At 63.7% G+C, this 21,204-nt stretch carries 18 protein-coding genes; 6 read left to right on the top strand and 12 right to left on the bottom strand.

From position 1 onward, the window contains the following. The first annotated feature begins 11 nt into the window (after positions 1-11). From C8J33_RS14755 to C8J33_RS14745, 3 genes are all read left to right on the top strand, one after another. Positions 12-2,639: an FtsK/SpoIIIE family DNA translocase gene (locus C8J33_RS14755; RefSeq protein WP_132664751.1), complete on the top strand. Its 2,628-nt coding sequence runs from the start codon at positions 12-14 to the stop codon at positions 2,637-2,639. A 131-nt stretch (positions 2,640-2,770) separates the two neighbouring features. After that, complete coding sequence (locus C8J33_RS14750) at positions 2,771-3,433, top strand: outer membrane lipoprotein carrier protein LolA (protein ID WP_132664750.1); 663 nt, start codon at positions 2,771-2,773, stop codon at positions 3,431-3,433. 112 nt (positions 3,434-3,545) lie between these two features. Then, positions 3,546-4,352, top strand: a complete 807-nt coding sequence (locus C8J33_RS14745) for an exodeoxyribonuclease III (RefSeq protein WP_132664749.1) — start codon at positions 3,546-3,548, stop codon at positions 4,350-4,352. Between the two features lie 13 nt (positions 4,353-4,365). Here the strand turns inward: C8J33_RS14745 and C8J33_RS14740 are convergent, their stop codons facing one another. Then, the gene (locus C8J33_RS14740) at positions 4,366-4,821 is read right to left on the bottom strand and encodes a cyclic nucleotide-binding domain-containing protein (protein ID WP_132664748.1); all 456 of its coding nucleotides are present in this window, start codon (positions 4,819-4,821) and stop codon (positions 4,366-4,368) included. Positions 4,822-4,875: 54 nt separating this feature from the next. Further along, complete coding sequence (locus tag C8J33_RS14735; RefSeq protein ID WP_110729894.1) at positions 4,876-5,559, bottom strand: response regulator transcription factor; 684 nt, start codon at positions 5,557-5,559, stop codon at positions 4,876-4,878. Positions 5,560-5,824: 265 nt separating this feature from the next. Here C8J33_RS14735 and C8J33_RS14730 point away from each other — a divergent pair, with 265 nt between their 5' ends. Next, complete coding sequence (locus tag C8J33_RS14730; RefSeq protein WP_132664747.1) at positions 5,825-6,376, top strand: L,D-transpeptidase family protein; 552 nt, start codon at positions 5,825-5,827, stop codon at positions 6,374-6,376. On the opposite strand, the gene C8J33_RS14725 is transcribed toward C8J33_RS14730, so the two are convergent. After that, a complete protein-coding gene (locus C8J33_RS14725; protein WP_132664746.1) occupies positions 6,377-7,201 on the bottom strand; it encodes a MerR family transcriptional regulator in 825 nt (274 codons plus the stop codon). 126 nt (positions 7,202-7,327) lie between these two features. Between C8J33_RS14725 and C8J33_RS14720 the strand changes: the two genes are divergently transcribed. Both C8J33_RS14720 and C8J33_RS14715 read left to right on the top strand, forming a co-directional pair. Continuing rightward, complete coding sequence (locus C8J33_RS14720; protein WP_132664745.1) at positions 7,328-8,608, top strand: 4-aminobutyrate--2-oxoglutarate transaminase; 1,281 nt, start codon at positions 7,328-7,330, stop codon at positions 8,606-8,608. A 2-nt stretch (positions 8,609-8,610) separates the two neighbouring features. Continuing rightward, positions 8,611-10,092 carry an NAD-dependent succinate-semialdehyde dehydrogenase gene (locus tag C8J33_RS14715; RefSeq protein ID WP_132664744.1) on the top strand — a complete coding sequence of 494 codons (1,482 nt, stop codon included), beginning with the start codon at positions 8,611-8,613 and terminating at the stop codon, positions 10,090-10,092. A 96-nt stretch (positions 10,093-10,188) separates the two neighbouring features. Here the strand turns inward: C8J33_RS14715 and lpdA are convergent, their stop codons facing one another. The 9 genes from lpdA to mdh form a co-directional block, all read right to left on the bottom strand. Then, complete coding sequence (lpdA, locus tag C8J33_RS14710; protein ID WP_132664743.1) at positions 10,189-11,592, bottom strand: dihydrolipoyl dehydrogenase; 1,404 nt, start codon at positions 11,590-11,592, stop codon at positions 10,189-10,191. A gap of 101 nt (positions 11,593-11,693) precedes the next feature. After that, entirely contained in the window at positions 11,694-12,335 is a 642-nt protein-coding gene (locus C8J33_RS14705; protein ID WP_110801188.1) for a LysE family translocator, read from the bottom strand. A gap of 93 nt (positions 12,336-12,428) precedes the next feature. Next, the gene (locus C8J33_RS14700; RefSeq protein WP_132664742.1) at positions 12,429-12,842 is read right to left on the bottom strand and encodes an MAPEG family protein; all 414 of its coding nucleotides are present in this window, start codon (positions 12,840-12,842) and stop codon (positions 12,429-12,431) included. 61 nt (positions 12,843-12,903) lie between these two features. Further along, positions 12,904-14,154: a 2-oxoglutarate dehydrogenase complex dihydrolipoyllysine-residue succinyltransferase gene (gene odhB / locus C8J33_RS14695; protein ID WP_132664741.1), complete on the bottom strand. Its 1,251-nt coding sequence runs from the start codon at positions 14,152-14,154 to the stop codon at positions 12,904-12,906. A gap of 239 nt (positions 14,155-14,393) precedes the next feature. Further along, positions 14,394-17,390, bottom strand: a complete 2,997-nt coding sequence (locus C8J33_RS14690) for a 2-oxoglutarate dehydrogenase E1 component (RefSeq protein ID WP_110729901.1) — start codon at positions 17,388-17,390, stop codon at positions 14,394-14,396. 221 nt (positions 17,391-17,611) lie between these two features. Further along, on the bottom strand, positions 17,612-18,514 hold the full coding sequence (gene sucD, locus C8J33_RS14685; protein WP_132448682.1) for a succinate--CoA ligase subunit alpha: 903 nt from the start codon (positions 18,512-18,514) through the stop codon (positions 17,612-17,614). Positions 18,515-18,517: 3 nt separating this feature from the next. Further along, positions 18,518-18,895, bottom strand: coding sequence for a hypothetical protein (locus C8J33_RS14680; RefSeq protein WP_132664740.1), 378 nt, complete (start codon positions 18,893-18,895; stop codon positions 18,518-18,520). 4 nt (positions 18,896-18,899) lie between these two features. Further along, positions 18,900-20,096, bottom strand: coding sequence for an ADP-forming succinate--CoA ligase subunit beta (sucC, locus tag C8J33_RS14675; protein ID WP_110729904.1), 1,197 nt, complete (start codon positions 20,094-20,096; stop codon positions 18,900-18,902). Between the two features lie 31 nt (positions 20,097-20,127). Then, entirely contained in the window at positions 20,128-21,090 is a 963-nt protein-coding gene (gene mdh / locus C8J33_RS14670) for a malate dehydrogenase (RefSeq protein ID WP_132664739.1), read from the bottom strand. Positions 21,091-21,204 lie beyond the last annotated feature (114 nt).

Here is a 21,204-nt window from a genome sequence, read left to right as displayed (position 1 = left end):
CAGATTTTTCCATGGCAAGAAGCAATCAGGCGGCATTCGACACCCGGTCCGGCAGGTTCGTGCTGTCGGCATTCGTGTGGCGCCAGTCGGTGGCGCTTGCCGGTTACGCACTGTTTGCGCTGCTGATGGCGGCGGTTGCCGCCCTTTCCACGTGGAATGTCGCGGACCCCAGCTTCTCCTATGCCACGGCCAACCCGCCGACCAACATTCTCGGCACGGGCGGCGCGGCCTTTGCCGACGGGATGATGCAATTCTTCGGGATCGGCAGCGTCGTGGCGCTGTTGCCCGTGTTGGCCTGGGCGCTGGTTCTCATCGGCAACAAGCCGTTCGACAAGATCATCAAGCGCGGCGCCTGCTGGTTCGTCGGCTCGGTTCTCGCCGCTGCGGCGCTGTCTTGCGTGCCGGCACCCGTCACCTGGCCTTTGCCGAACGGTCTCGGCGGCGTGTTCGGCGACATGATCCTGCGCCTGCCGGCGCTGATTACCGGGGAGTATCCGACCGGCACCTTCGCCACCGTGCTCGGCTCGATCATCGCCATTCCCGCAACCGTCTTCCTCGTTTATGCCGCCGGCCTTTTCGGCGTTGCCGATCCCGACGAGGAGGAAGTGCCGGTCGTCACGCCCAGCAAGGCGAAGACCGTGCGCGAGGAGATCGAGGACGACGAGACGGGCGGCGGGTTCGTCATGTTCCTCGCCGGCGCCTTTACGCATATGCGCTATACGACGCAGGCCCGTTTCCGCCGCCTCTTCGGTCTTGCCCGCCGCGCGCCGGCAGCAGAGCGGGATTTCGATGAGCCCTATGATTTCAACGACGACGAGTTCGGCACGCTGAACGAGCCGGTGCGGCGCAAGTCCGCCGTGCGGGTCGAGCCTTCGCTCGATGGTCCTGCCACGCCGCGCCGCGATCCCGGCTTCGATATGGATGATTCCGATGACGAGGACGACGCGGACGACGCGGACATGCTGCCGTCGGGTCTTCTCTCCGGCGATGACGACATGCATTCGGCTCCCGCGCCCCGGCGCGCGCCCGTTCCTAGCCGCGTCGTTGCCGCACAGCCGCGGCCGCGCACTCCGGAAACGGCGTTCGAGCGGCGTGGCAATGGCGACGGCACCTTCACCCTGCCGCCGCTTGAGTTCCTGAGCGAGCCGAAGAACGTCGTGCGCGATGCGACGCTCTCGGCGGATGCGCTGGAGCAGAACGCCCGCATGCTGGAAGGCGTGCTCGAAGACTTCGGCGTCAAGGGCGAGATCATCCATGTCCGTCCGGGACCCGTCGTCACGCTCTACGAACTGGAGCCGGCACCGGGCATCAAGTCCTCCCGCGTCATCGGCCTTGCCGACGATATCGCCCGCTCGATGAGTGCGATCGCCGCCCGCGTCGCCGTCGTGCCCGGTCGCAATGCCATCGGCATCGAGCTGCCGAACCAGCGCCGCGAGACGGTCTACCTGCGCGAACTGATCGGCAGCCGCGATTTCGAAGGCAGCAAGGCGAAGCTCGCCATGGCGCTCGGCAAGACCATCGGCGGCGAGCCTGTTATCACCGATATCGCCAAGATGCCGCATCTGCTCGTCGCCGGTACCACCGGCTCGGGCAAGTCGGTCGCCATCAACACGATGATCCTGTCGATCCTCTACCGCATGACGCCGGACCAGTGCCGGCTGATCATGATCGACCCGAAGATGCTCGAACTCTCCGTCTATGACGGCATCCCGCACCTGCTCTCGCCCGTGGTAACCGATCCGAAGAAGGCCGTCGTGGCGCTGAAATGGACGGTGCGCGAGATGGAAGAGCGCTACAAGAAGATGTCGAAGATCGGTGTGCGCAATATCGACGGCTTCAACTCCCGCGTCGAGCAGGCGCTGGAGAAGGGCGAGGCGATCAGCCGCACGGTGCAGACCGGCTTCGATCGCCAGACCGGCGAGGCGACCTACGAGACGGAAGAGTTCGATCTGCAGCCGATGCCCTATATCGTCGTGATCATCGACGAGATGGCCGACCTCATGATGGTCGCTGGCAAGGACATCGAAGGCGCCGTGCAGCGGCTCGCCCAGATGGCACGTGCCGCCGGCATCCATGTCATCATGGCAACGCAGCGTCCGTCCGTCGATGTCATCACCGGCACGATCAAGGCAAACTTCCCCACCCGCATCTCCTTCCAGGTGACCTCGAAGATCGACAGCCGCACCATCCTCGGCGAGCAGGGCGCCGAACAGCTGCTGGGGCAGGGCGACATGCTCTACATGGCCGGCGGCGGGCGCATCCAGCGTGTTCATGGGCCCTTCGTTTCGGACAACGAGGTCGAGCAGATCGTCTCCTACCTGAAGACGCAAGGATCGCCGGACTATCTCGATGCGATCACCGAGGACGACGGCGAGGACGACGAGGGCGGCAGTGGCGGCGGGCCGGCCGGCACCGGCAACCTCGCGGAGTCCGACGATCCTTACGATCAGGCCGTGGCGATCGTCCTGCGGGACGGCAAGGCCTCGACCTCCTATGTCCAGCGCCGTCTCGGCATCGGCTACAACCGGGCGGCCTCGCTGATCGAGCGCATGGAGAAGGAAGGCATCATCGGCGCGGCCAATCATGCCGGCAAGCGCGAGATCCTCGTGCCGACGGAAGACGAGATCACCGGACGCTGACCCGGCGCCCGGTCTCGGGCCCGGCTCGTGCCTGCCGACCCGGTCTCGTCCAGTAACGGTCTTGTCCCGCGAGGTCTTGAAGGTGCCGCAGTTGCGCGCCACATCACGCAGTGATTCAACAGGAGTTTCCCATGACAGAGACACGAACGACCGACAAAACTGGACAGGCGGATCGGTCGCTCCTGTCGCGGCGCACCTTCGTGGCAGGCGTGGCGGTTTTCGGCGTGCTGGCGACCATCGGGCTTCCGCTCGACCCGGCCGCGGCGCAGTCGACCGGTACGGCGCAGAAGATCGCCGATCACTTCGCATCGGTAAAGACGATGAGCGGCGAGTTCGTCCAGTTCGGCCCGCGCGGCGAGCAGACGGGCGGCAAGTTTTTCATCAGCCGTCCGGGGCGCATTCGCTTCAATTATGAAGCCCCGTCGCCGATGCGCGTCATTGCCGACGGCAAGTCGGTCGTCATCGGCAACCAGAAGCTCAAGACCTGGGATCTCTATCCCTTGTCGAAGACGCCGCTGAACCTGCTTCTGTCCAATTCCATCGACCTCTCGGGCAAGACCGTGCGCGACGTGAAGGAAGAGACGGACCTGATCACGATCGTGCTCGGCGACCGCTCGATCTTCGGCGACAGCACCATCACCATGATGTTCGATCCGAAGACCTACGACCTTCGCCAGTGGACGATCACCGATCCGCAGAAGAAGGATACGTCGGTGATGATCTTCAACGTGAAGACCGGCATGCCGATGGACGATGCCGTCTTCCGGATCCCTTACGACGAGATCCGCAAGTAGGCCTCTGCCGTCGCGCTTGTCGCGCGCGCTCAAAATGGATTAAAGGTCCCGGATGGGACTGGTTGAAGGTCCTGTTCCCGCGGGACCTTTTTCGCATTCCGGAAGGCACATTATGACTTTGTCGATCGCAACCTGGAACATCAATTCCGTTCGCCTGCGCATGCCGCTGGTGTCGGATTTCCTCGTGCGGTTTCAGCCAGACATTCTCTGCCTGCAGGAGACCAAGTGCCCGAACGATCTCTTCCCGGTGAAGGCTTTCGAGGCGCTGGGCTATGGACACATGGCGATGCACGGGCAGAAGGGCTATCACGGCGTCGCTACGCTCTCGCGGCTGCCGCTGACGGAACTCGTGGACCGGCGGGACTATTGCGGCGTCGGCGATGCGCGGCATCTCTCTGTGGTCTTCACGCATGGGCTCAAGCGCATCCGCCTGCACAATTTCTATGTGCCGGCCGGGGGTGACGAGCCGGACCGGACCATCAACAAGAAGTTCGGCCACAAGCTCGATTTCCTCGAGGAGATGAAGCTGCTGCATGCGGAGGCGGACGCCGGCGTGTCCTCGATCCTCGTCGGCGATCTCAATGTCGCGCCGCTCGAACACGATGTCTGGTCCCACAAGCAGCTCCTGAAGATCGTCAGCCATACGCCGATCGAGACAGAAGGGCTGACGGCCATCATGACGGGCGGCGCCTGGGTGGACCTGATGCGCCAGCACACGCACTCGCCGGAAAAGCTCTATACTTGGTGGAGCTACCGCGCCAAGGACTGGGAGGCTGCCGACCGCGGCCGTCGTCTCGACCATATCTGGTCGTCCGCCGATCTCTCCGCGCATCTGCGGCAGGTTGATATCATCAAGGAAGCCCGCGGATGGGAGCGTCCGTCCGACCACGTGCCGGTGATTGCGACCTTCGACCTCTGAGGGAAACGGCGGATCAGAGAAAGCGCGGAGCGAGCTTGCCGACGCGGCGGATCATGGCCTCGAGGTTGTCGCGGATGCGCTTGTCGACGAGCGCGGCGACGTCGGGATACTCCTCCAGCATGCGGTGGAAGAGCGGCCGGGTGATGCGGATGACCTCGGTCTCGACCTCGGCCGTCGCGGTGAACTTGCGCTCCACCAGCGAGATCATGGCGAGTTCGGAGAGGAGCGTGCCGCGGCCGACATTGGCGATGGTCTCGGTACCGCCGCTGGCCGTCGCCCGGGTCAGTGCCAGGCGTCCAGCTGCGACCGCATAGGCGCAATCCGCCGGCGCACCTTCGCGAAACAGCTGCTGGCCACGCACCAGCCGGCGGCGCTCGGCGCCGAATGCGACGAGGCGAAGCTTTTCGTCGTCGATATCCGCAAACAGCGGCACGATCGAGAGAAGGGCGATATCGTCGTTCAGCGCCAAGGGGCTCTCCGATCCGTTGCCGTCCGCACGCGGACGGCCGATCGTCAGCCGGCCTTATGGGACGATCTTGTAGCCGCCATTTTCTGTCACCAAAATCTCGGCATTGGAAGGGTCGCGCTCGATTTTCTGGCGGAGACGATAGACATGGGTCTCGAGCGTGTGCGTGGTGACGCCGGAATTGTAGCCCCAGACTTCCTCCAGCAGCACGTCGCGCGTCACGACCTTCTGGTCGGCGCGGTAGAGATAGCGGATGATGGCCGCTTCCTTTTCCGTCAGGCGGATCTTCTGCCCGTTTTCGAGCGTCAGCAGCTTCTGGCTGGGCTTGAACGTATAGGGGCCAACGGTGAAGGTGGCGTCCTCGCTCTGCTCGTGCTGGCGCAGCTGGGCGCGGATGCGGGCCAGCAGCACGGCGAAGCGGAACGGCTTGGTAACATAGTCGTTGGCGCCGGCTTCCAGTCCGAGGATCGTGTCGGAATCGGTGTCGTGGCCGGTGAGCATGATGATCGGCGCCTTGAAGCCGCCCTTGCGCAGGAGCTTCACGGCCTCGCGGCCATCCATGTCCGGCAGGCCGACATCCATGATCAGCAGCGAAACCGTTGCGGTTCGGGCCGCCTGTACGCCCTTGCTGGCCGTCGCCTCCTGCAGAATGACGAACTCTTCGTAGAGCGAGAGCTGCTCGACCAGCGTCTGGCGCAACACGTCATCATCGTCGACGAGCAGAATGGTACGGGATGACATGTTGGACTTTCCTCCTGGGCGTCTGACGTAAATTAGCTCTCGCATCGGACTTAGCAAGCACTCGGGCAAGCCAAGCCGGCATTCTGCAGGCCGAGGAGGCTCGCTTCACGCCGGAAATCGGTCATCCCGGCGTTCCCTTCGCGAAAGGGCTATCAGCGAAAACCATATTCCATGGCAAGCATGGCGTCCCTTCGCTGACGAAACCTTGCTAACATGGCATGATGGCACTGCACCATCACGACCCATGCACTTTCCTGTGAGCCTCATGCGCAAGATTCCCCCGAAACCGCGTCCATCCCCTGGCACGATCACGGTGAGAGCGGCACCGGGGAACCGCTGCCGGGCGCTGGTATCGTTTGCCGGACGGACGGAGCAGGCGGCGATCGGGCGTGGTGGCACGACCGCGCGCAAGCGCGAGGGTGATGGTGCGACACCGATTGCGGCCATGCCGCTGATCGACGGCTATGTGAGGGCCGACCGCACCGTGCCGCCGGCCACACGCCTTTCCCTGAAGCGAACGCAGGGCGACATGCTCTGGTGCGATGCGCCGGATCACGCGTGCTACAACCGGCCGGTCTCTGCCCCCTTTGCCGGTCGTCACGAGACGATGATGCGGAGCGACGGGCTCTACGATGTCTGTCTGGTGATGGACTGGAACATGCGCGTTCGCCGCCGCAACGGGGGATCGGCGATCTTTTTCCATCTCATCCGCCCCGGCTACCAGCCGACGGAAGGCTGCATCGCAGTCAGCCTGCCCGCCATGCGGCGCATCCTTGCCTTCGCGCGCAAGGGTACCGTCGTGAAGGTGCTCGGTTGATCAGAAGGTTGCGGGCGTGTTGATCCAGATCAGCACGGTCTCGGCCTCATGGAGGTTGCGCCAGGCGTGGAAGCGGGTGCTCTCGAAGTAGAAGCTGTCGCCGGCCGTCAGATCGAAGAACTGGTCGCCGTCGAGTACGATCTGCATTCTCCCCTGGAGGACATGGAGAAATTCCTCGCCGTCATGCCGGTAGGCGCCCTCGCTGGAGGCGCCGGGGGCGAGAACGAAGCGGTGACACTCCATCTGGTGCCGGCCTTCGGCCAACGGTTGGATGGTGACGCCTGAGGCGGTCGCAGGCCAGGCGGTCCATTGACCGGCGCGCACGAGCGATTGCCGGTGATCGCCGCCTTCCTGACCGGAGAGGGCCGCCAGCGTCGTCCCGAAGCAGGCCGCCAGCGCGTGGAGCGCCGGCAAGGATAGTCCCTGGGAGATCCGCTCGAAGGAGGAGAGGAGGGACAGGGCAATGCCGGTCGCGTCCGCGACGCTCTGCAGCGTCCGCCCGGCCTGGCGGCGGAGGTGGCGGATCTTCGGGCCGATGGCGAGCGCTGCGTCTCCTTCGGCCAGTGCGGTCTGTGTCTCCACCGGTGCGGCGGTCTCGCCTTCATCCTTCAGAACCTCGCGGATGGCGGCCGGGTTGAGGCCCTTCTCCGTGCGCAGCCAGCCGATGGTCTTCAGCCGGTCCATGAGCGTCTGGTCGAAGAGGCGCTGGCCTGTCGCGGATCGCAGGGGCTCGATCAGCCCCTGACTTTCCCAGAGACGCAGCGTCGAGGCGGACACGCCGGCCATGCGGGCGGCTTCCGTGATCTTGAAGCGAATGTCGTCCATATCCGTCGGCCTAAAGTGCGCGTGAGGCCTCTCATAGCCCGTAGAAACAGGATTGCAAACTCTACAGAAAAAATATAGGTAATTTCTATAGGTGCGCGGGCGCCTGTTGCCAGAGGGGATGATGCCATGTTGAATCTCGAAGTCGCCGAACGTCGCGGCGCTGCCATATCGCGCGGCGTGGGTGTGACCACGCAGGTCTATGCCGAGCGGGCGGAGAATGCGGAGATCTGGGATATCGAGGGGAGGCGCTACATCGATTTCGCGGCCGGTATCGCCGTCGTCAACACCGGTCACCGGCACCCGCGCGTGATCGCCGCGGTCAAGGACCAGCTCGACCGTTTCACCCACACCTGCCATCAGGTGGTGCCCTACGAGAATTATGTGCGTCTCGCCGAACGGCTGAATGCGCTCGTGCCCGGCAATTTCGAAAAGAAGACCGTGTTCGTGACCACAGGTGCGGAAGCTGTCGAGAATGCCGTGAAGATCGCCCGGGCGGCGACGAAGCGCTCCGCCGTCATTGCCTTTTCCGGCGGCTTCCACGGCCGGACCTTCATGGGTATGGCGCTGACCGGCAAGGTGGCGCCCTACAAGGCGGGCTTCGGCGCCATGATGCCGGACGTGTTCCACGTTCCCTTTCCCGCCGAGCTGCATGGTATGACGGTGGAGGCGTCGCTGGCCGTGCTCGACCGGCTGTTCAAGGCGGATGTGGACCCGGCGCGGGTCGCGGCCTTCATCATCGAGCCGGTGCAGGGTGAGGGCGGCTTCTACGAGGTGCCGAAGGCACTGATGATCGCACTGCGCGAGATTGCCGACCGGCATGGTATCCTACTGATCGCCGACGAGGTGCAGACCGGCTTTGCCCGCACCGGGCGCATGTTCGCCATGGAGCATTATCCGGTCGTTGCCGATATCACGACCATGGCCAAGGGGCTGGGCGGCGGGTTTCCGATCGCGGCCGTCACCGGGCGCGCCGACATCATGGACGCACCGGGTCCGGGTGGCCTCGGCGGCACTTATGGCGGCAACCCGATCGGCATCGCGGCGGGCCTTGCCGTGCTCGATGTCATCGATGATGAGGATCTTTGCGCCCGCGCCGAGCAGTTGGGTGCGCGGCTGAAGCAGCGGCTTCAGTCGTTCAAGGATTTCGTGCCTCAGATTGTCGATATCAGGGGACCGGGCTTCATGAATGCGGTGGAGTTCAACGTGCCGGGCACCACGACGCCGGATGCCGATTTTACGAACAGGGTCCGGCTGCGGGCGCTGGAGAAGGGGCTGATCCTGCTCACCTGCGGTGTTTATGGAAATGTCATCCGTTTTCTCTCGCCGATCACCATCCAGGATCATATCTTCACCGAAGCGCTCGATATCCTCGAGGATACGCTGCGTGACTGCCTCAAGGGAGACTGACAATGAGCCTATCACCGGACCTTCTGGCCAAGCTGAAAGACCCGAGCCTTGCGACCGACAAGGCGCTGATCGGCGCCGACTGGGTGGCAGCATCCGCCGACGGCAAGACGTTCGACGTGCGCGACCCGGCAACCGGCGCCCATGTCGCCACGCTTCCCGACATGGGGCGCACCGAGACGGCGCAGGCCATTGCCGCCGCTCACAAGGCGCAGAAGGCCTGGGCCCGGAAGACCGGCAAGGACCGCGCGCAGATCCTTCGCCGGCTATACGATCTTCTGGTCGCCAATGCCGACGACCTCGCCATCATCCTCACGACCGAAATGGGCAAGCCGCTGGCTGAGGCGAAGGGCGAGGTGCTCTATGGCGCGTCCTATGTCGAGTGGTTCGGCGAGGAGGCCAAGCGCGTTTATGGCGATACGATTCCCGGACATCAGCCGGACAAGCGAATTATCGTCGTCAAGCAGCCGATCGGTGTCGTCGCGGCCATCACGCCGTGGAATTTCCCGAACGCGATGCTTGCCCGCAAAGTCGCGCCGGCGCTGGCCGCCGGCTGCGCCATCGTGTCGAAGCCTGCCGCCGAGACGCCGCTGTCGGCCTTAGCGCTCGCGATCCTCGCCGAGCGGGCCGGCCTTCCCTCAGGGCTCTTCAGCGTCGTCCTGTCGACCGATTCGGCATCCGTCGGGCTGGAGATGTGTGAGAGCGACAAGGTGCGCAAGCTGACCTTCACCGGATCGACGAATGTCGGCAAGATCCTGTTCCGGCAGTCGGCGGGGCAGGTGATGAAGCTCGGGCTGGAGCTGGGAGGCAACGCGCCCTTCATCGTGTTCGAGGATGCCGATCTCGATGCGGCGGTCGAAGGCGCGATGGTGTCGAAATACCGGAACAACGGTCAGACCTGCGTCTGCGCCAACCGTCTCTATGTACAGTCGAGGGTCTACGACGCCTTTGCCGAAAAGCTTGCCGCCAAGGTGCGCGCCATCAAGGTTGGCGGCGGGTTCGAGCCGGATGTCAGTGCCGGCCCGCTGATCTCGGAAAAGGCGCTGGCCAAGGTCGAGGATCACATCGCCGACGCCATCTCCAAGGGGGCCTCCATCGCCGTCGGCGGTGCGCGGGACACGGACAAGGGCGCCCTGTTCTTCCAGCCGACGATCCTGACCGGCGTCACGCCGGACATGAAACTCGCCCGCGAGGAGACCTTCGGACCCGTCGCGCCGCTCTTCCGGTTCGAGACGGAAGAGGACGTGATCGCCATGGCCAACGACACGGAATTCGGGCTGGCCGCTTACTTCTATGCCCGCGATATCTCCCGGATCTTCCGTGTGGCGGAAGAGCTCGAATACGGCATGGTCGGCATCAACACCGGCCTGATCTCCACCGAAGTCGCCCCCTTCGGCGGCATCAAGCAGTCTGGGCAGGGCCGGGAAGGCTCGAAATACGGGATCGAGGACTATATCGAGGTGAAGTATCTCTGCCTGAGCGTCTGAGCGTATCGGACCTTGAATGCAAAAAGCGGGCGCCTGATGACGCCCGCTTTTTGCATTTGGAAAGGACACTTCCGGCCGAGACCGGTCGCACATTCCTTACATGTGGATCGGCTTGAAGAAGGTCGCCAGCGCTGCTTCCTTGACGGCTTCCGACATGGTGGGGTGGGCGTGGCAGGTGCGGCCGAGGTCTTCGGAAGAGCCGCCGAATTCCATGAGAACGGCGATCTCGTGGATCATCTCGCCGGCGCCGAAGCCGATGATGTGGCCGCCGAGAACGCGGTCGGTTTCCTTGTCGGCGAGGATTTTCACGAAGCCGTCGACGGCCTGCATCGCGCGCGCGCGGCCATTGGCCGTGAAGGGGAACTTGCCGACCTTGTAGGCAATGCCCGCGCTCTTCAGCTCTTCCTCGGTCTTGCCGACGGAGGCGACCTCCGGCTGGGTGTAGACGACGCCGGGGATGACGTCGTAGTTCACGTGTCCGGCTTGGCCGGCGAGGATTTCGGCCAGCGCCACGCCTTCGTCTTCCGCCTTGTGGGCGAGCATCGGGCCACGCACGACGTCGCCGATGGCGTAGATGCCCTCGACATTGGTCTTGAAGTGGCCGTCGATTTCGACGCGGCCGCGATTGTCGAGCGCGACGCCCGCTTCCTCGAGGCCGAGACCGGCCGTGTAGGGCTTGCGGCCGGTTGCCACGAGAACCACGTCGGCCGAAATCGTCTGCGCCTCGCCGCCCTTGACGGGTTCGAAGGTCACAGTCGCGCCGTCGCCTTCGCGCGCGACGCCGGTCACCTTGGCGCCGAGGTTGAAGGCGATGCCCTGCTTGGCGAGGATGCGGTGGAACTGCTTGGAGATTTCGCCATCCATGCCGCCGAGGATGGTGTCGAGATATTCGACCACCGTGACCTGTGCGCCGAGGCGTGCCCAGACCGAGCCGAGCTCGAGCCCGATGACGCCGCCGCCGACCACGACCATGGTGCCGGGCACTTTTTCGAGCGCGATGCCGCCGGTGGAGGAGACGATGACGGTTTCGTCGATCTCGACGGGAACGCCGGGAATACCGGCGACGTCGGAGCCGGTGGCGATGACGATGTTCTTGGTCTCGATCGTCTGCTCTTCGCCGGCGTCATTGGTGACGACGACCTTGCCAGCACCGGCGATGCGGCCGGTGCCCTGGATGGCGTCGATCTTGTTCTTCTTGAACAGGAAGGCGACGCCCTCGACGTTCGACTTTACGGTCGCGTCCTTGTGCTCCATCATCTTCGGCAGGTTGAGGCGCGGGGCTTCGACCTCGATGCCGAGGCTATCCAGGTGGCCGGCGGCATGGAACATCTCGGAAGCGTGCAACAGCGCCTTGGAGGGGATGCAGCCGATGTTGAGGCAGGTGCCGCCATAGGTGGCGCGCTTTTCGACGACGGCGACCTTCAGGCCGAGCTGGGCTGCCTTGACGGCGGCGACGTAGCCGCCGGGGCCGGTTCCGATGATAACGACGTCATAAGCCATGGATACTGTCCTTCCGTGCGCAGCCTGTCCCGGCTGCCGATGTTGACCGTGGCGGCCGCTCAGCGGCTACCGGATGTACGTGTGGAGAGGAGCCGATGGGTTCAGGCTGCCTTCTCGGTTGCGAGTTTCAGGCCGAGCGCGATGAAAACCATGCCGCTGGCGCGGTCGATCCAGTGGCTGATGCGGGCGAAGCGGGCGCGCATGGCGGGTGTCGTCATGAACAGGCTGACGGCCACGAACCACAGGATGAGGCAACTCGCCATGACGAGGCCGTAACCGAACTTGACCGCGACCGGCGTCTGCGTGCTGACCACCGTCGAGAAGATCGACAGGAAAAAGAAGACGGGCTTCGGGTTCAGCGCATTGGCAGCAAAGCCGAGACCGAAGGCCTTGAAGGCGGATTGCGGGCCGCGGGCGACAGGCTCCGGGGCTGCCACATCAAGCGTTTCCGCTGGCTTTGCTTTCAGAGCCTTGATGCCGATGTAGAGCAGGTAGGCGACGCCGCACCATTTGACGATGTTGAACAGGGTGATCGACTGCGAGATGACGAGGCCGAGACCGAGGATCGTATAGGTGACGTGGACCATCAGCGATGTGCCGACGCCGAAGGAGGTGAGGATCGCCGAGCGGCGTCCGTGCAGGATGGATTGCCGCATGACCATGGCGAGATCGGCGCCGGGCGAGACGATCGCGAAGGCGAAAATCGCCATCAACGAGGCGAGTTCGAAGAGATAGGGATGCACGGACAGTTCCATCATGCGTCTCCGGTCGGTGCCTGTAGCTCCGGGCAGGGAAAAAGGTTCGGGCAACCCAGGCCGCCCGGAACGATAGCGTCCTCAGAAGACCAGAACGAGGCCCATCAGGCCGAGGCCGGAAAGAGCGCCGAGCCAGACGAGGGACCTGATATAGGGGATGCCCGCGAGGTAGAGCGGGATGTAGACGATGCGGCAGGCAAACCAGATCCAGGCGCCGATGAGACCCCAGCCCGAGGGGTCGCCGGCGATGGCGAGACCGAGAGCTAGGCCGACGAAGGCCGGATAGGTTTCCCGAAGGTTCCTTGACGCGCGCGCTGCCCGGCCCGCAAGCACGCCTTTCGGCTGCTCGTTGTCGTCGCGCGGGCCTGCATTCCAGCCGGACCCGAGTTCACGGGTCACCAGCGTGCTATGCAGGCAGATCTGGAAGACGAGCAGCACCGCGCTCCAGGCGACGAGCGCTGGAAAGGGCGAGGTGGCAATCACGGTCGGTTCCATGCAGGCATCTTTCGGTCAGGCGAAAGGCCCGCCCTTGCGGGCAGGCCTCATGATCCGAGTCTTAGAGATCGAGAACGAGGCGTTCCGGATCTTCGAGGCTTTCCTTGACGCGGACGAGGAAGGTCACGGCTTCCTTGCCATCGACAATGCGGTGATCGTAGGAGAGCGCGAGATACATCATCGGGCGGATGACGATCTGGCCGCCGACGACGACCGGGCGATCCTGGATCTTGTGCATGCCGAGAATGCCGGACTGCGGGGCATTGAGGATCGGCGAGGACATCAGCGAGCCGTAGACGCCGCCATTGGTGATGGTGAAGGTGCCGCCCTGCATGTCGGCCATCGACAGCGAGCCATCACGGGCAGCCTTGGCGAGGCGGCCGAGTTCCTTCTCGATCTGGGCGATCGACATCTGGTCCGCATCGCGGATGACGGGGACGACGAGGCCCTTGTCCGTGCCGACGGCCATGCCGACGTGGCAGAAGTTCTTGTAGACCAGATCCGTGCCGTCGATCTCGGCGTTGACGGCCGGCAGTTCCTTCAGCGCGTGCGTCACGGCCTTGGTGAAGAAGCCCATGAAGCCCAGCTTCACGCCGTGCTTCTTCTCGAAGACGTCCTTGTACTTGGTGCGCAGGTCCATGACAGCCTTCATGTCCACCTCGTTATAGGTGGTCAGCATGGCAGCCGTGTTCTGGGCGTCCTTGAGGCGCTTGGCGATGGTCTGGCGCAGACGCGTCATCTTCACACGCTCTTCGCGTGGTGCGTCGGCCGCGTTCGAGGGGCCGCGTGCCGGGGCCTTCGCCTGTTCGGCAGGCGCAGCCGGTGCCTGGAGGCCGCGGTTGACGGCCGCGATCACGTCGCCCTTCAGGACCTGGCCACGCTTGCCGGAGCCATCGACGTCGGCAGCAGAAACGTTGTTCTCGGCCAGCATCTTGGCGGCAGCTGGCGCGGGCGGCATGGAGGAAGGCGCCGACGACGCAGCCGGCGCTTCGGCGGCAGGCTTTTCCGCAGCCGGTGCAGGAGCCGCGGCTTCGGCAGGCTTGGCAGCGGGGGCAGCAGCGGCGCTCGCGCCCGCACCTTCAGCGATCTGGCCGAGGAGCGCGCCGAGGCCGACGGTTTCGCCTTCCTTGGCAACGATTTCCGACAGCGTGCCGGAGGACGGTGCCGGGACTTCGATGGTGACCTTGTCGGTCTCGAGTTCCAGCAGCGGCTCGTCGGCGTTCACAGTATCGCCGACCTTCTTAAACCAGGTGCCGATCGTGGCTTCGCTGACGGATTCACCCAGGGTGGGCACGCGGATTTCGGTTGCCATTGTTAAAACGTCCTGATGTTGCGGGCGTTGCTGCCGGACCGGTCAGTCGCGCCTGAAAAGGGAAGAAAGGGGGAAGCAGACCGCGGCGGAACGGCGTTCCGCCCACGGGACCGGCCATGAGGCAGACCGGTATCGGGCTGACAGTCCAGCCACGCCGCCAGACGGGTGAGAACCGCTGCCGATGCAGCGGTCCTTCCGATCCAGACTGACGTGGTGAAGAGGATGCCCATATCGACGCGTCAGCCTCCGAGCGCGTCTTCGAGGAAAGCGGCAAGCTGGGCCAGATGCTTCGACATCAGGCCCGTTGCCGGCGAGGCTGCGGCCGGGCGGCCGGTGTAGCGCACCCGCTGGTACTTGGCATCGATGTGCGCCAGAACCCATTCGAGATAGGGATCGATGAACGACCACGACCCCATGTTCTTGGGCTCTTCCTGGCACCAGACCATCTCCGCATTGCGGAAGCGGCTGAGCTCGTTGATCAGCGCCTTGGCCGGGAACGGATAGAGCTGTTCCAGGCGCAGAAGGTAAATGTCGTCGATGCCGCGCTTTTCGCGCTCTTCCAGCAGGTCGTAATAGACCTTGCCCGAGCAGAGCACGACACGGCGGATCTTCGCATCCTTCTGGAGCTTGATCGGGCCGTCCTTGATGACCTCCGCATCGTCCCACAGCAGGCGGTGGAACGAGGTCTCCCCGGCCATTTCCGACAGGCTGGAAATGGCGCGCTTGTGACGCAGAAGCGACTTCGGCGTCATGATGATCAGCGGCTTGCGGAAGTCGCGCTTCATCTGGCGGCGCAGCACGTGGAAGTAGTTTGCCGGCGTCGTGACGTTGACGACCTGCATGTTGTCTTCCGCGCACATCTGCAGCCAGCGCTCGAGGCGGGCGGAGGAGTGCTCCGGACCCTGGCCCTCATAGCCGTGCGGCAGCAGGCAGACGAGGCCCGACATGCGCAGCCACTTGCGTTCGCCCGAGGAGATGAACTGGTCGAAGACGACCTGCGCACCGTTGGCGAAGTCGCCGAACTGGGCTTCCCACAGCGTCAGCGCATTCGGACGGGCGAGCGAATAGCCGTATTCGAAGCCGAGGACGGCTTCTTCCGACAGCATCGAGTTGATGACCTCGTAGCGCGCCTGGGTAGGCGCAAGATTGGCGAGCGGGATATAGCGCTCTTCGGTCTGCTGATCGTAGAGCACAGTGTGGCGCTGCGAGAACGTGCCGCGCTCGCAATCCTGGCCCGACAGGCGGATCTTCGTGCCTTCGACGACGAGCGATCCGAAGGCCAGCGCCTCCGCCATCGCCCAGTCGATGCCTTCGCCCGTCTGGATCATGTTGCCGCGGTTGTCCATGAAGCGCTGGATCGTCTTGTGGACGTTGAAGCCTTCCGGAACTTCCGAGAGCTTGCGGCCGATTTCCTTCAGCGACTTCATCGGCACCGAGGTCTTGCCGCGGCGCTGTTCGTCCTGATTGTCGGCGGTGCGCAGGCCCGACCATGCACCATCCAGCCAGTCGGCCTTGTTGGGCTTATAGGACTGGCCGGCCTCGAACTCCTGTTCGAGACGGGCGCGCCAGTCGGCCTTCATCTTCTCCAGTTCGCCTTCGGTGATCAGGCCTTCGGCGATCAGACGTTCGCCATAGAGCTGCACGACCGTCTTGTGGCCGCGGATGACCTTGTACATCTTCGGCTGCGTGAATGACGGTTCGTCGCCTTCGTTATGGCCGAAGCGGCGGTAGCAGAACATGTCGATCACGACCGGCTTGTGGAACTTCATCCGGAATTCGATGGCGATCTTGGCGGCATAGGTCACCGCTTCCGGATCGTCGCCGTTGACGTGGAAGATCGGCGCTTCGATCATCTTGGCGACGTCGGACGGATAGGGCGACGAGCGCGAGAAGGCCGGATTGGTGGTGAAGCCGATCTGGTTGTTGATGATGAAGTGCAGCGTGCCGCCGACGCGGTGGCCGCGCAGGCCGGAGAGACCGAGGATTTCGGCGGTGACGCCCTGACCTGCAAAGGCCGCATCGCCATGCAGCAGCAGCGGCAGGACCTTGGAGCGTTCCTTCAGCGGGATCACGTCGCCTTCGAAGGTGGTCGCCATCTGGTCCTGCTTGGCGCGAGCCTTGCCCATGACCACGGGATTGACGATTTCGAGGTGCGAGGGGTTGGCTGTCAGCGACAGGTGAACCTTGTTGCCGTCGAACTCACGGTCTGACGACGCGCCGAGGTGGTACTTCACGTCGCCGGAGCCTTCCACGTCGTCAGGCGCGGCCGAGCCGCCCTTGAACTCGTGGAACACGGCGCGGTGCGGCTTGCCCATGACGTTGGTCAGAACGTTGAGGCGGCCACGGTGGGCCATGCCGAGGATGATTTCCTTCATCCCGTCCTGGCCGCCGCGCTTGATGATCTGTTCGAGCGCCGGAATGAGCGATTCGCCGCCGTCGAGGCCGAAGCGCTTGGTGCCCTTGTACTTCACGTCGATGAACTGCTCGAAGCCTTCGGCCTCGATCAGCTTGGAAAGGATCGCCTTCTTGCCTTCCGGCGTGAACTCCACGCCCTTGGCCGGGCCTTCGATGCGCTCCTGGATCCAGCCTTTGATCTCGGGATCGGAAATGTGCATGAACTCGACGCCGAGCGTCGAGCAGTAGGTCCGCTCCAGAATGTCGACGATTTCGCGCATCGAGGCATATTCGAGCCCCAGCACGTTATCGAGGAAGATCTTGCGGTCCATGTCGGCGGCTTCGAAGCCGTAATTGGACGGGGACAGTTCGTGATAGTCCTCGACCGGTGCTGCGATCTGCAGTGGGTCGAGCTTGGCATGCAGGTGGCCGCGCATGCGATAGGCGCGGATGAGCATGATGGCGCGGATGCTGTCGCGGGTCGCCTGGTGAATGTCGGCGGGGGTGGCGGCAACGCCGGTCGCTTCCGCCTTGGCTTCGGCCTTCGCCTGCACCTTCTTCTCGATGACCTTCTCGACCGTGCCCCAGTCGCCGTCGAGCGCCGACGTCAGGTCGTCGCGCGGCGTCAGCGGCCAGTTCGGCTTCTTCCACGAGGCGCCCTTGGCGGCCTTCACGACGTCTTCGGGATTGTCGGCCAGCGCCTTGAAGAAGGACTGCCACTCGCCCGAGACGGACGACGGGTCCGCCTCATAGCGCGCGTGGAGCTGCTCGATGTAGCTCGCATTGGCGCCGTCCAGAAAGGACGTCAGTTGAAATTGCTCGTTGGCCTCTTGCCTTGCCATGGTTTTATCGCGGACCTGTCCGTCCGCCTCCTGACTTGTTGGATGCGGCCTTGGGGACATGCGATGCGCCATCCCGGGCCGACTTTGCGACGGCCATCCAATACGGCCGTATGCGTGTCATTTGTTTGGCAGGACCACAGCGCGAGGCTTTGACTGCCTTTCATCTTAGATGGGGCAAGGGACGGCCGGCGCCAATGGCCGGCCGTCCCTTAAACGTTGCATCAGCCCTTGAGGACGTCCACCAGCGTCTTGCCGAGGCGGGCCGGGGAGGGCGAAACGCGGATGCCGGCCTGTTCCATGGCGGCGATCTTGTCTTCTGCGCCACCCTTGCCGCCGGAGATCACGGCGCCTGCATGGCCCATGGTGCGGCCGGGAGGTGCCGTGCGGCCGGCGATGAAGCCGACCATCGGCTTCTTGCGGCCACGCTTGGCTTCGTCCATCAGGAACTGCGCGGCTTCTTCTTCGGCGGAGCCGCCGATTTCACCGATCATGATGATCGACTTGGTCTCGTCGTCGGCCAGGAACATTTCGAGCACGTCGATGAATTCGGTGCCCTTGACCGGGTCGCCGCCGATGCCGACGGCCGTGGTCTGGCCGAGGCCTTCGTTGGTCGTCTGGAACACGGCTTCATAGGTGAGCGTGCCCGAACGCGAGAGGACGCCGACGGAGCCCTTCTTGAAGATGTTGCCCGGCATGATGCCGATCTTGCACTCGTTCGGCGTCATGACGCCGGGGCAGTTCGGGCCGATCAGACGGGACTTCGACGCATCGAGACGCGCCTTGACCTTGACCATGTCGGCAACCGGAATGCCTTCGGTGATGCAGACGATCAGCGGAATTTCCGCTTCGATCGCCTCGATGATGGCGGCAGCAGCGCCGGCCGGGGGAACGTAGATGACGGATGCGTCGGCCCCGGTCTGTTCCTTGCCTTCGGCAACCGTTGCGAAGATTGGCAGCTTTTCGCCCTTGGAGCCTTCCCAGGTCTCGCCACCCTTCTTCGGGTTGATGCCGCCGACCATCTGCGTACCGTGATAGGCGAGCGCCTGTTCGGTGTGGAACGTGCCGGTCTTGCCCGTCAGACCCTGGACGAGAATCTTGGTATCTTTATTGATGAGAATGGACATGGATCAGTTTTCCTCTTCCTCGAATTCGAGGGAATCAAATTCTTCGAAGGCGTCGTTGGACCAGCGGTAACCCTTGCCGGCTATCGACTTCTCACCAAGATGGCTGTTGAGGTTCTTCGACCAGTGGGTGTGGAACCAGTCGAACTGCTTGTCGGCCGCCGAAATGCCCAGTTCGCCCTTCCAGACGTACAGCGTATCGTCCTTCGACTTCAGCTTGAAGAACTCGACGGCATCTTCGTCATGCGTGAAATGCGCCCAGCGATCGGCAGCCTCGTCGTCAAGGTCCGGCGTGGTGTCCCAACAGACGAAGTAGCACAGGTTGATGTCGGTTTCGTTCGGTCCGAAGGACTGGCGATTGATCGTCTTTTTTGCATCACTCATCTGTTCAGGCACCCTTCACGGCAGCAACGATCTTCTGGGCGGCGTCGTCGAGATCGTCGGCCGAGATGACGTTGAGGCCGCTCTCGTTGATGATCTTCTTGCCGAGGTCGACGTTCGTGCCTTCGAGGCGCACGACGAGCGGCACGGTAAGGCCGACATCCTTCACGGCTGCGATCACGCCTTCGGCAATGACGTCGCACTTCATGATGCCGCCGAAGATGTTGACCAGGATCCCCTTCACGGCCGGATCGGCGGTGATGATCTTGAAGGCCGCCGTGACCTTTTCCTTGGTGGCGCCGCCACCGACGTCGAGGAAGTTCGCGGGCTCGGCGCCGTAGAGCTTGATGATGTCCATGGTGGCCATGGCAAGGCCGGCACCGTTGACCATGCAGCCAATGTTGCCGTCGAGGGCGACATAAGCGAGGTCGTACTTGGACGCCTCGATTTCCTTGGCGTCTTCCTCGGTCTTGTCACGCAGCGCGACGACGTCTTCGTGGCGGAACAGTGCGTTGCCGTCGAAGGACATCTTGGCGTCGAGGACGCGCAGGCGGCCGTTGGTCATGACGATCAGCGGGTTGACCTCGAGCAGGCTCATGTCCTTCTCGACGAAGGCCTTGTAGAGGATCGGGAAGAGACGCTCGCCGTCGGCCTTGGCTTCGCCTTCGAGCTTCAGCGCGGAGGTGAGGGCGTCGAGGTTCTCAGCCGTCACGCCGGCGACCGGGTCGATCGCGACGTTGATGATCTTTTCCGGCGTGTCGTGCGCGACGGTTTCGATGTCCATGCCGCCTTCCGTGGAGACCACGAAGGAGACCTGGCCGACGGCGCGGTCGACGAGGATGGAGAGGTAGAGTTCGCGGTCGATATCGGCGCCGTCCTCGATGTAGAGGCGGTTCACCTGCTTGCCGGCGTCGCCGGTCTGCTTGGTGACGAGCGTGTTGCCGAGCATTTCCTTCGAATGGGAAACGGCTTCCTCGATGGTCTTGGCCAGGCGCACGCCGCCCTTGGCGTCAGCGCCGAGTTCCTTGAATTTGCCCTTGCCGCGGCCGCCAGCGTGGATCTGGCTCTTGACGACGTAAAGCGGGCCCGGAAGCGACTTCGCCGCAGCTTCAGCCTCGTCGGCCGAGAAGATCGCGACACCTTCGGCAACCGGTGCGCCAAAGCTCTTCAGGAGAGCCTTGGCCTGGTATTCATGAATGTTCATGGGACATATTCCTGTCTGATGTCGGAAAAGATTACTTCAGGCTCGGGGCGATGCCGACGCAAGCTTCGCAAAGACCGGCAACGGCCGCCACGGACTTGTCGAAGGCTTCCTGTTCGGCCTTGGTAAACTCGACTTCGATGATGCGCTCGATGCCACCGGCACCGATGATGGTGGGAACGCCGACATACATGTCGTTGACGCCGTACTGGCCGGAAAGATAGGCCGCGCAGGGCAGGACGCGCTTCTTGTCCTTGAGGAAGGATTCGGCCATCTCGATGGCGGAGGCGGCCGGTGCGTAATAGGCCGAGCCGGTCTTGAGCAGGCCGACGATCTCGGCGCCGCCGTCACGGGTGCGCTGGATGATCTCTTCGAGACGCTCCTTGGTGACCCAGCCCATCTTGACGAGGTCCGTCAGCGGAATGCCGCCGACCGTAGAGTAGCGCGCGAGCGGAACCATCGTGTCGCCATGGCCGCCGAGAACGAAGGCGGTGACGTCCTGGACGGAGACGTTGAATTCCTGGCTGAGGAACAGGCGGAAGCGGGAGCTGTCGAGTACGCCGGCCATGCCGACGACCATGTTCCTGGGCAGGCCCGAGAACTTCTGCAGCGCCCAGACCATCGCGTCGAGCGGGTTGGTGATGCAGATGACGAAGGCGTTGGGGGCGTATTTCTTGATGCCGGCGCCGACCTGTTCCATAACCTTGAGGTTGATGCCGAGCAGATCGTCGCGGCTCATGCCGGGCTTGCGGGCAACGCCGGCGGTAACGATGCAGACGTCTGCGCCTTCGATCGCTGCATAGTCGCTGGCGCCGGTCAGGTTGGCATTGAAGCCTTCCACGGGCGAGGACTGCGCGATGTCGAGGCCCTTGCCCTGGGGCACGCCGTCGGCGATGTCGAAGAGAACGATGTCGCCCAGTTCCTTGAGGCCGGCCAAATGTGCCAGCGTGCCGCCAATCATTCCGGAACCGATAAGTGCGATCTTGTTGCGCGCCATGAAAGTGCTTCCTTTGAGATCAAATCTGGCAAGGTCTGCAGCGACACGTCTCCGCTTTTCCGGGCGGCACCCAACCTCACGGGCGAAAGCACTAGTCGTCTCCTCCAAAAATAT

It is taken from the genome of Rhizobium sp. PP-CC-3G-465, assembly GCF_004343445.1.
Classification (GTDB): Bacteria; Pseudomonadota; Alphaproteobacteria; order Rhizobiales; family Rhizobiaceae; genus Ferranicluibacter; species Ferranicluibacter rubi.
The sequence above is the reverse complement of the archived record's forward strand: the minus strand, read 5'-3'. Positions and strand labels throughout refer to the sequence as shown.

Bases quoted from the DNA above. Each gene is read 5' to 3' on its own strand.
- C8J33_RS14725 (WP_132664746.1), bottom strand. From the start codon at position 7,201: ATGGACGACATTCGCTTCAAGATCACGGAAGCCGCCCGCATGGCCGGC.
- C8J33_RS14720 (WP_132664745.1), top strand. From the start codon at position 7,328: ATGTTGAATCTCGAAGTCGCCGAACGTCGCGGCGCTGCCATATCGCGC.
- C8J33_RS14755 (WP_132664751.1), top strand. From the start codon at position 12: ATGGCAAGAAGCAATCAGGCGGCATTCGACACCCGGTCCGGCAGGTTC.
- C8J33_RS14735 (WP_110729894.1), bottom strand. From the start codon at position 5,559: ATGTCATCCCGTACCATTCTGCTCGTCGACGATGATGACGTGTTGCGC.
- lpdA (WP_132664743.1), bottom strand. From the start codon at position 11,592: ATGGCTTATGACGTCGTTATCATCGGAACCGGCCCCGGCGGCTACGTC.
- odhB (WP_132664741.1), bottom strand. From the start codon at position 14,154: ATGGCAACCGAAATCCGCGTGCCCACCCTGGGTGAATCCGTCAGCGAA.
- sucD (WP_132448682.1), bottom strand. From the start codon at position 18,514: ATGTCCATTCTCATCAATAAAGATACCAAGATTCTCGTCCAGGGTCTG.
- C8J33_RS14715 (WP_132664744.1), top strand. From the start codon at position 8,611: ATGAGCCTATCACCGGACCTTCTGGCCAAGCTGAAAGACCCGAGCCTT.
- C8J33_RS14690 (WP_110729901.1), bottom strand. From the start codon at position 17,390: ATGGCAAGGCAAGAGGCCAACGAGCAATTTCAACTGACGTCCTTTCTG.
- mdh (WP_132664739.1), bottom strand. From the start codon at position 21,090: ATGGCGCGCAACAAGATCGCACTTATCGGTTCCGGAATGATTGGCGGC.
- C8J33_RS14745 (WP_132664749.1), top strand. From the start codon at position 3,546: ATGACTTTGTCGATCGCAACCTGGAACATCAATTCCGTTCGCCTGCGC.
- C8J33_RS14730 (WP_132664747.1), top strand. From the start codon at position 5,825: ATGCGCAAGATTCCCCCGAAACCGCGTCCATCCCCTGGCACGATCACG.
- C8J33_RS14700 (WP_132664742.1), bottom strand. From the start codon at position 12,842: ATGGAACCGACCGTGATTGCCACCTCGCCCTTTCCAGCGCTCGTCGCC.
- sucC (WP_110729904.1), bottom strand. From the start codon at position 20,096: ATGAACATTCATGAATACCAGGCCAAGGCTCTCCTGAAGAGCTTTGGC.
- C8J33_RS14680 (WP_132664740.1), bottom strand. From the start codon at position 18,895: ATGAGTGATGCAAAAAAGACGATCAATCGCCAGTCCTTCGGACCGAAC.
- C8J33_RS14750 (WP_132664750.1), top strand. From the start codon at position 2,771: ATGACAGAGACACGAACGACCGACAAAACTGGACAGGCGGATCGGTCG.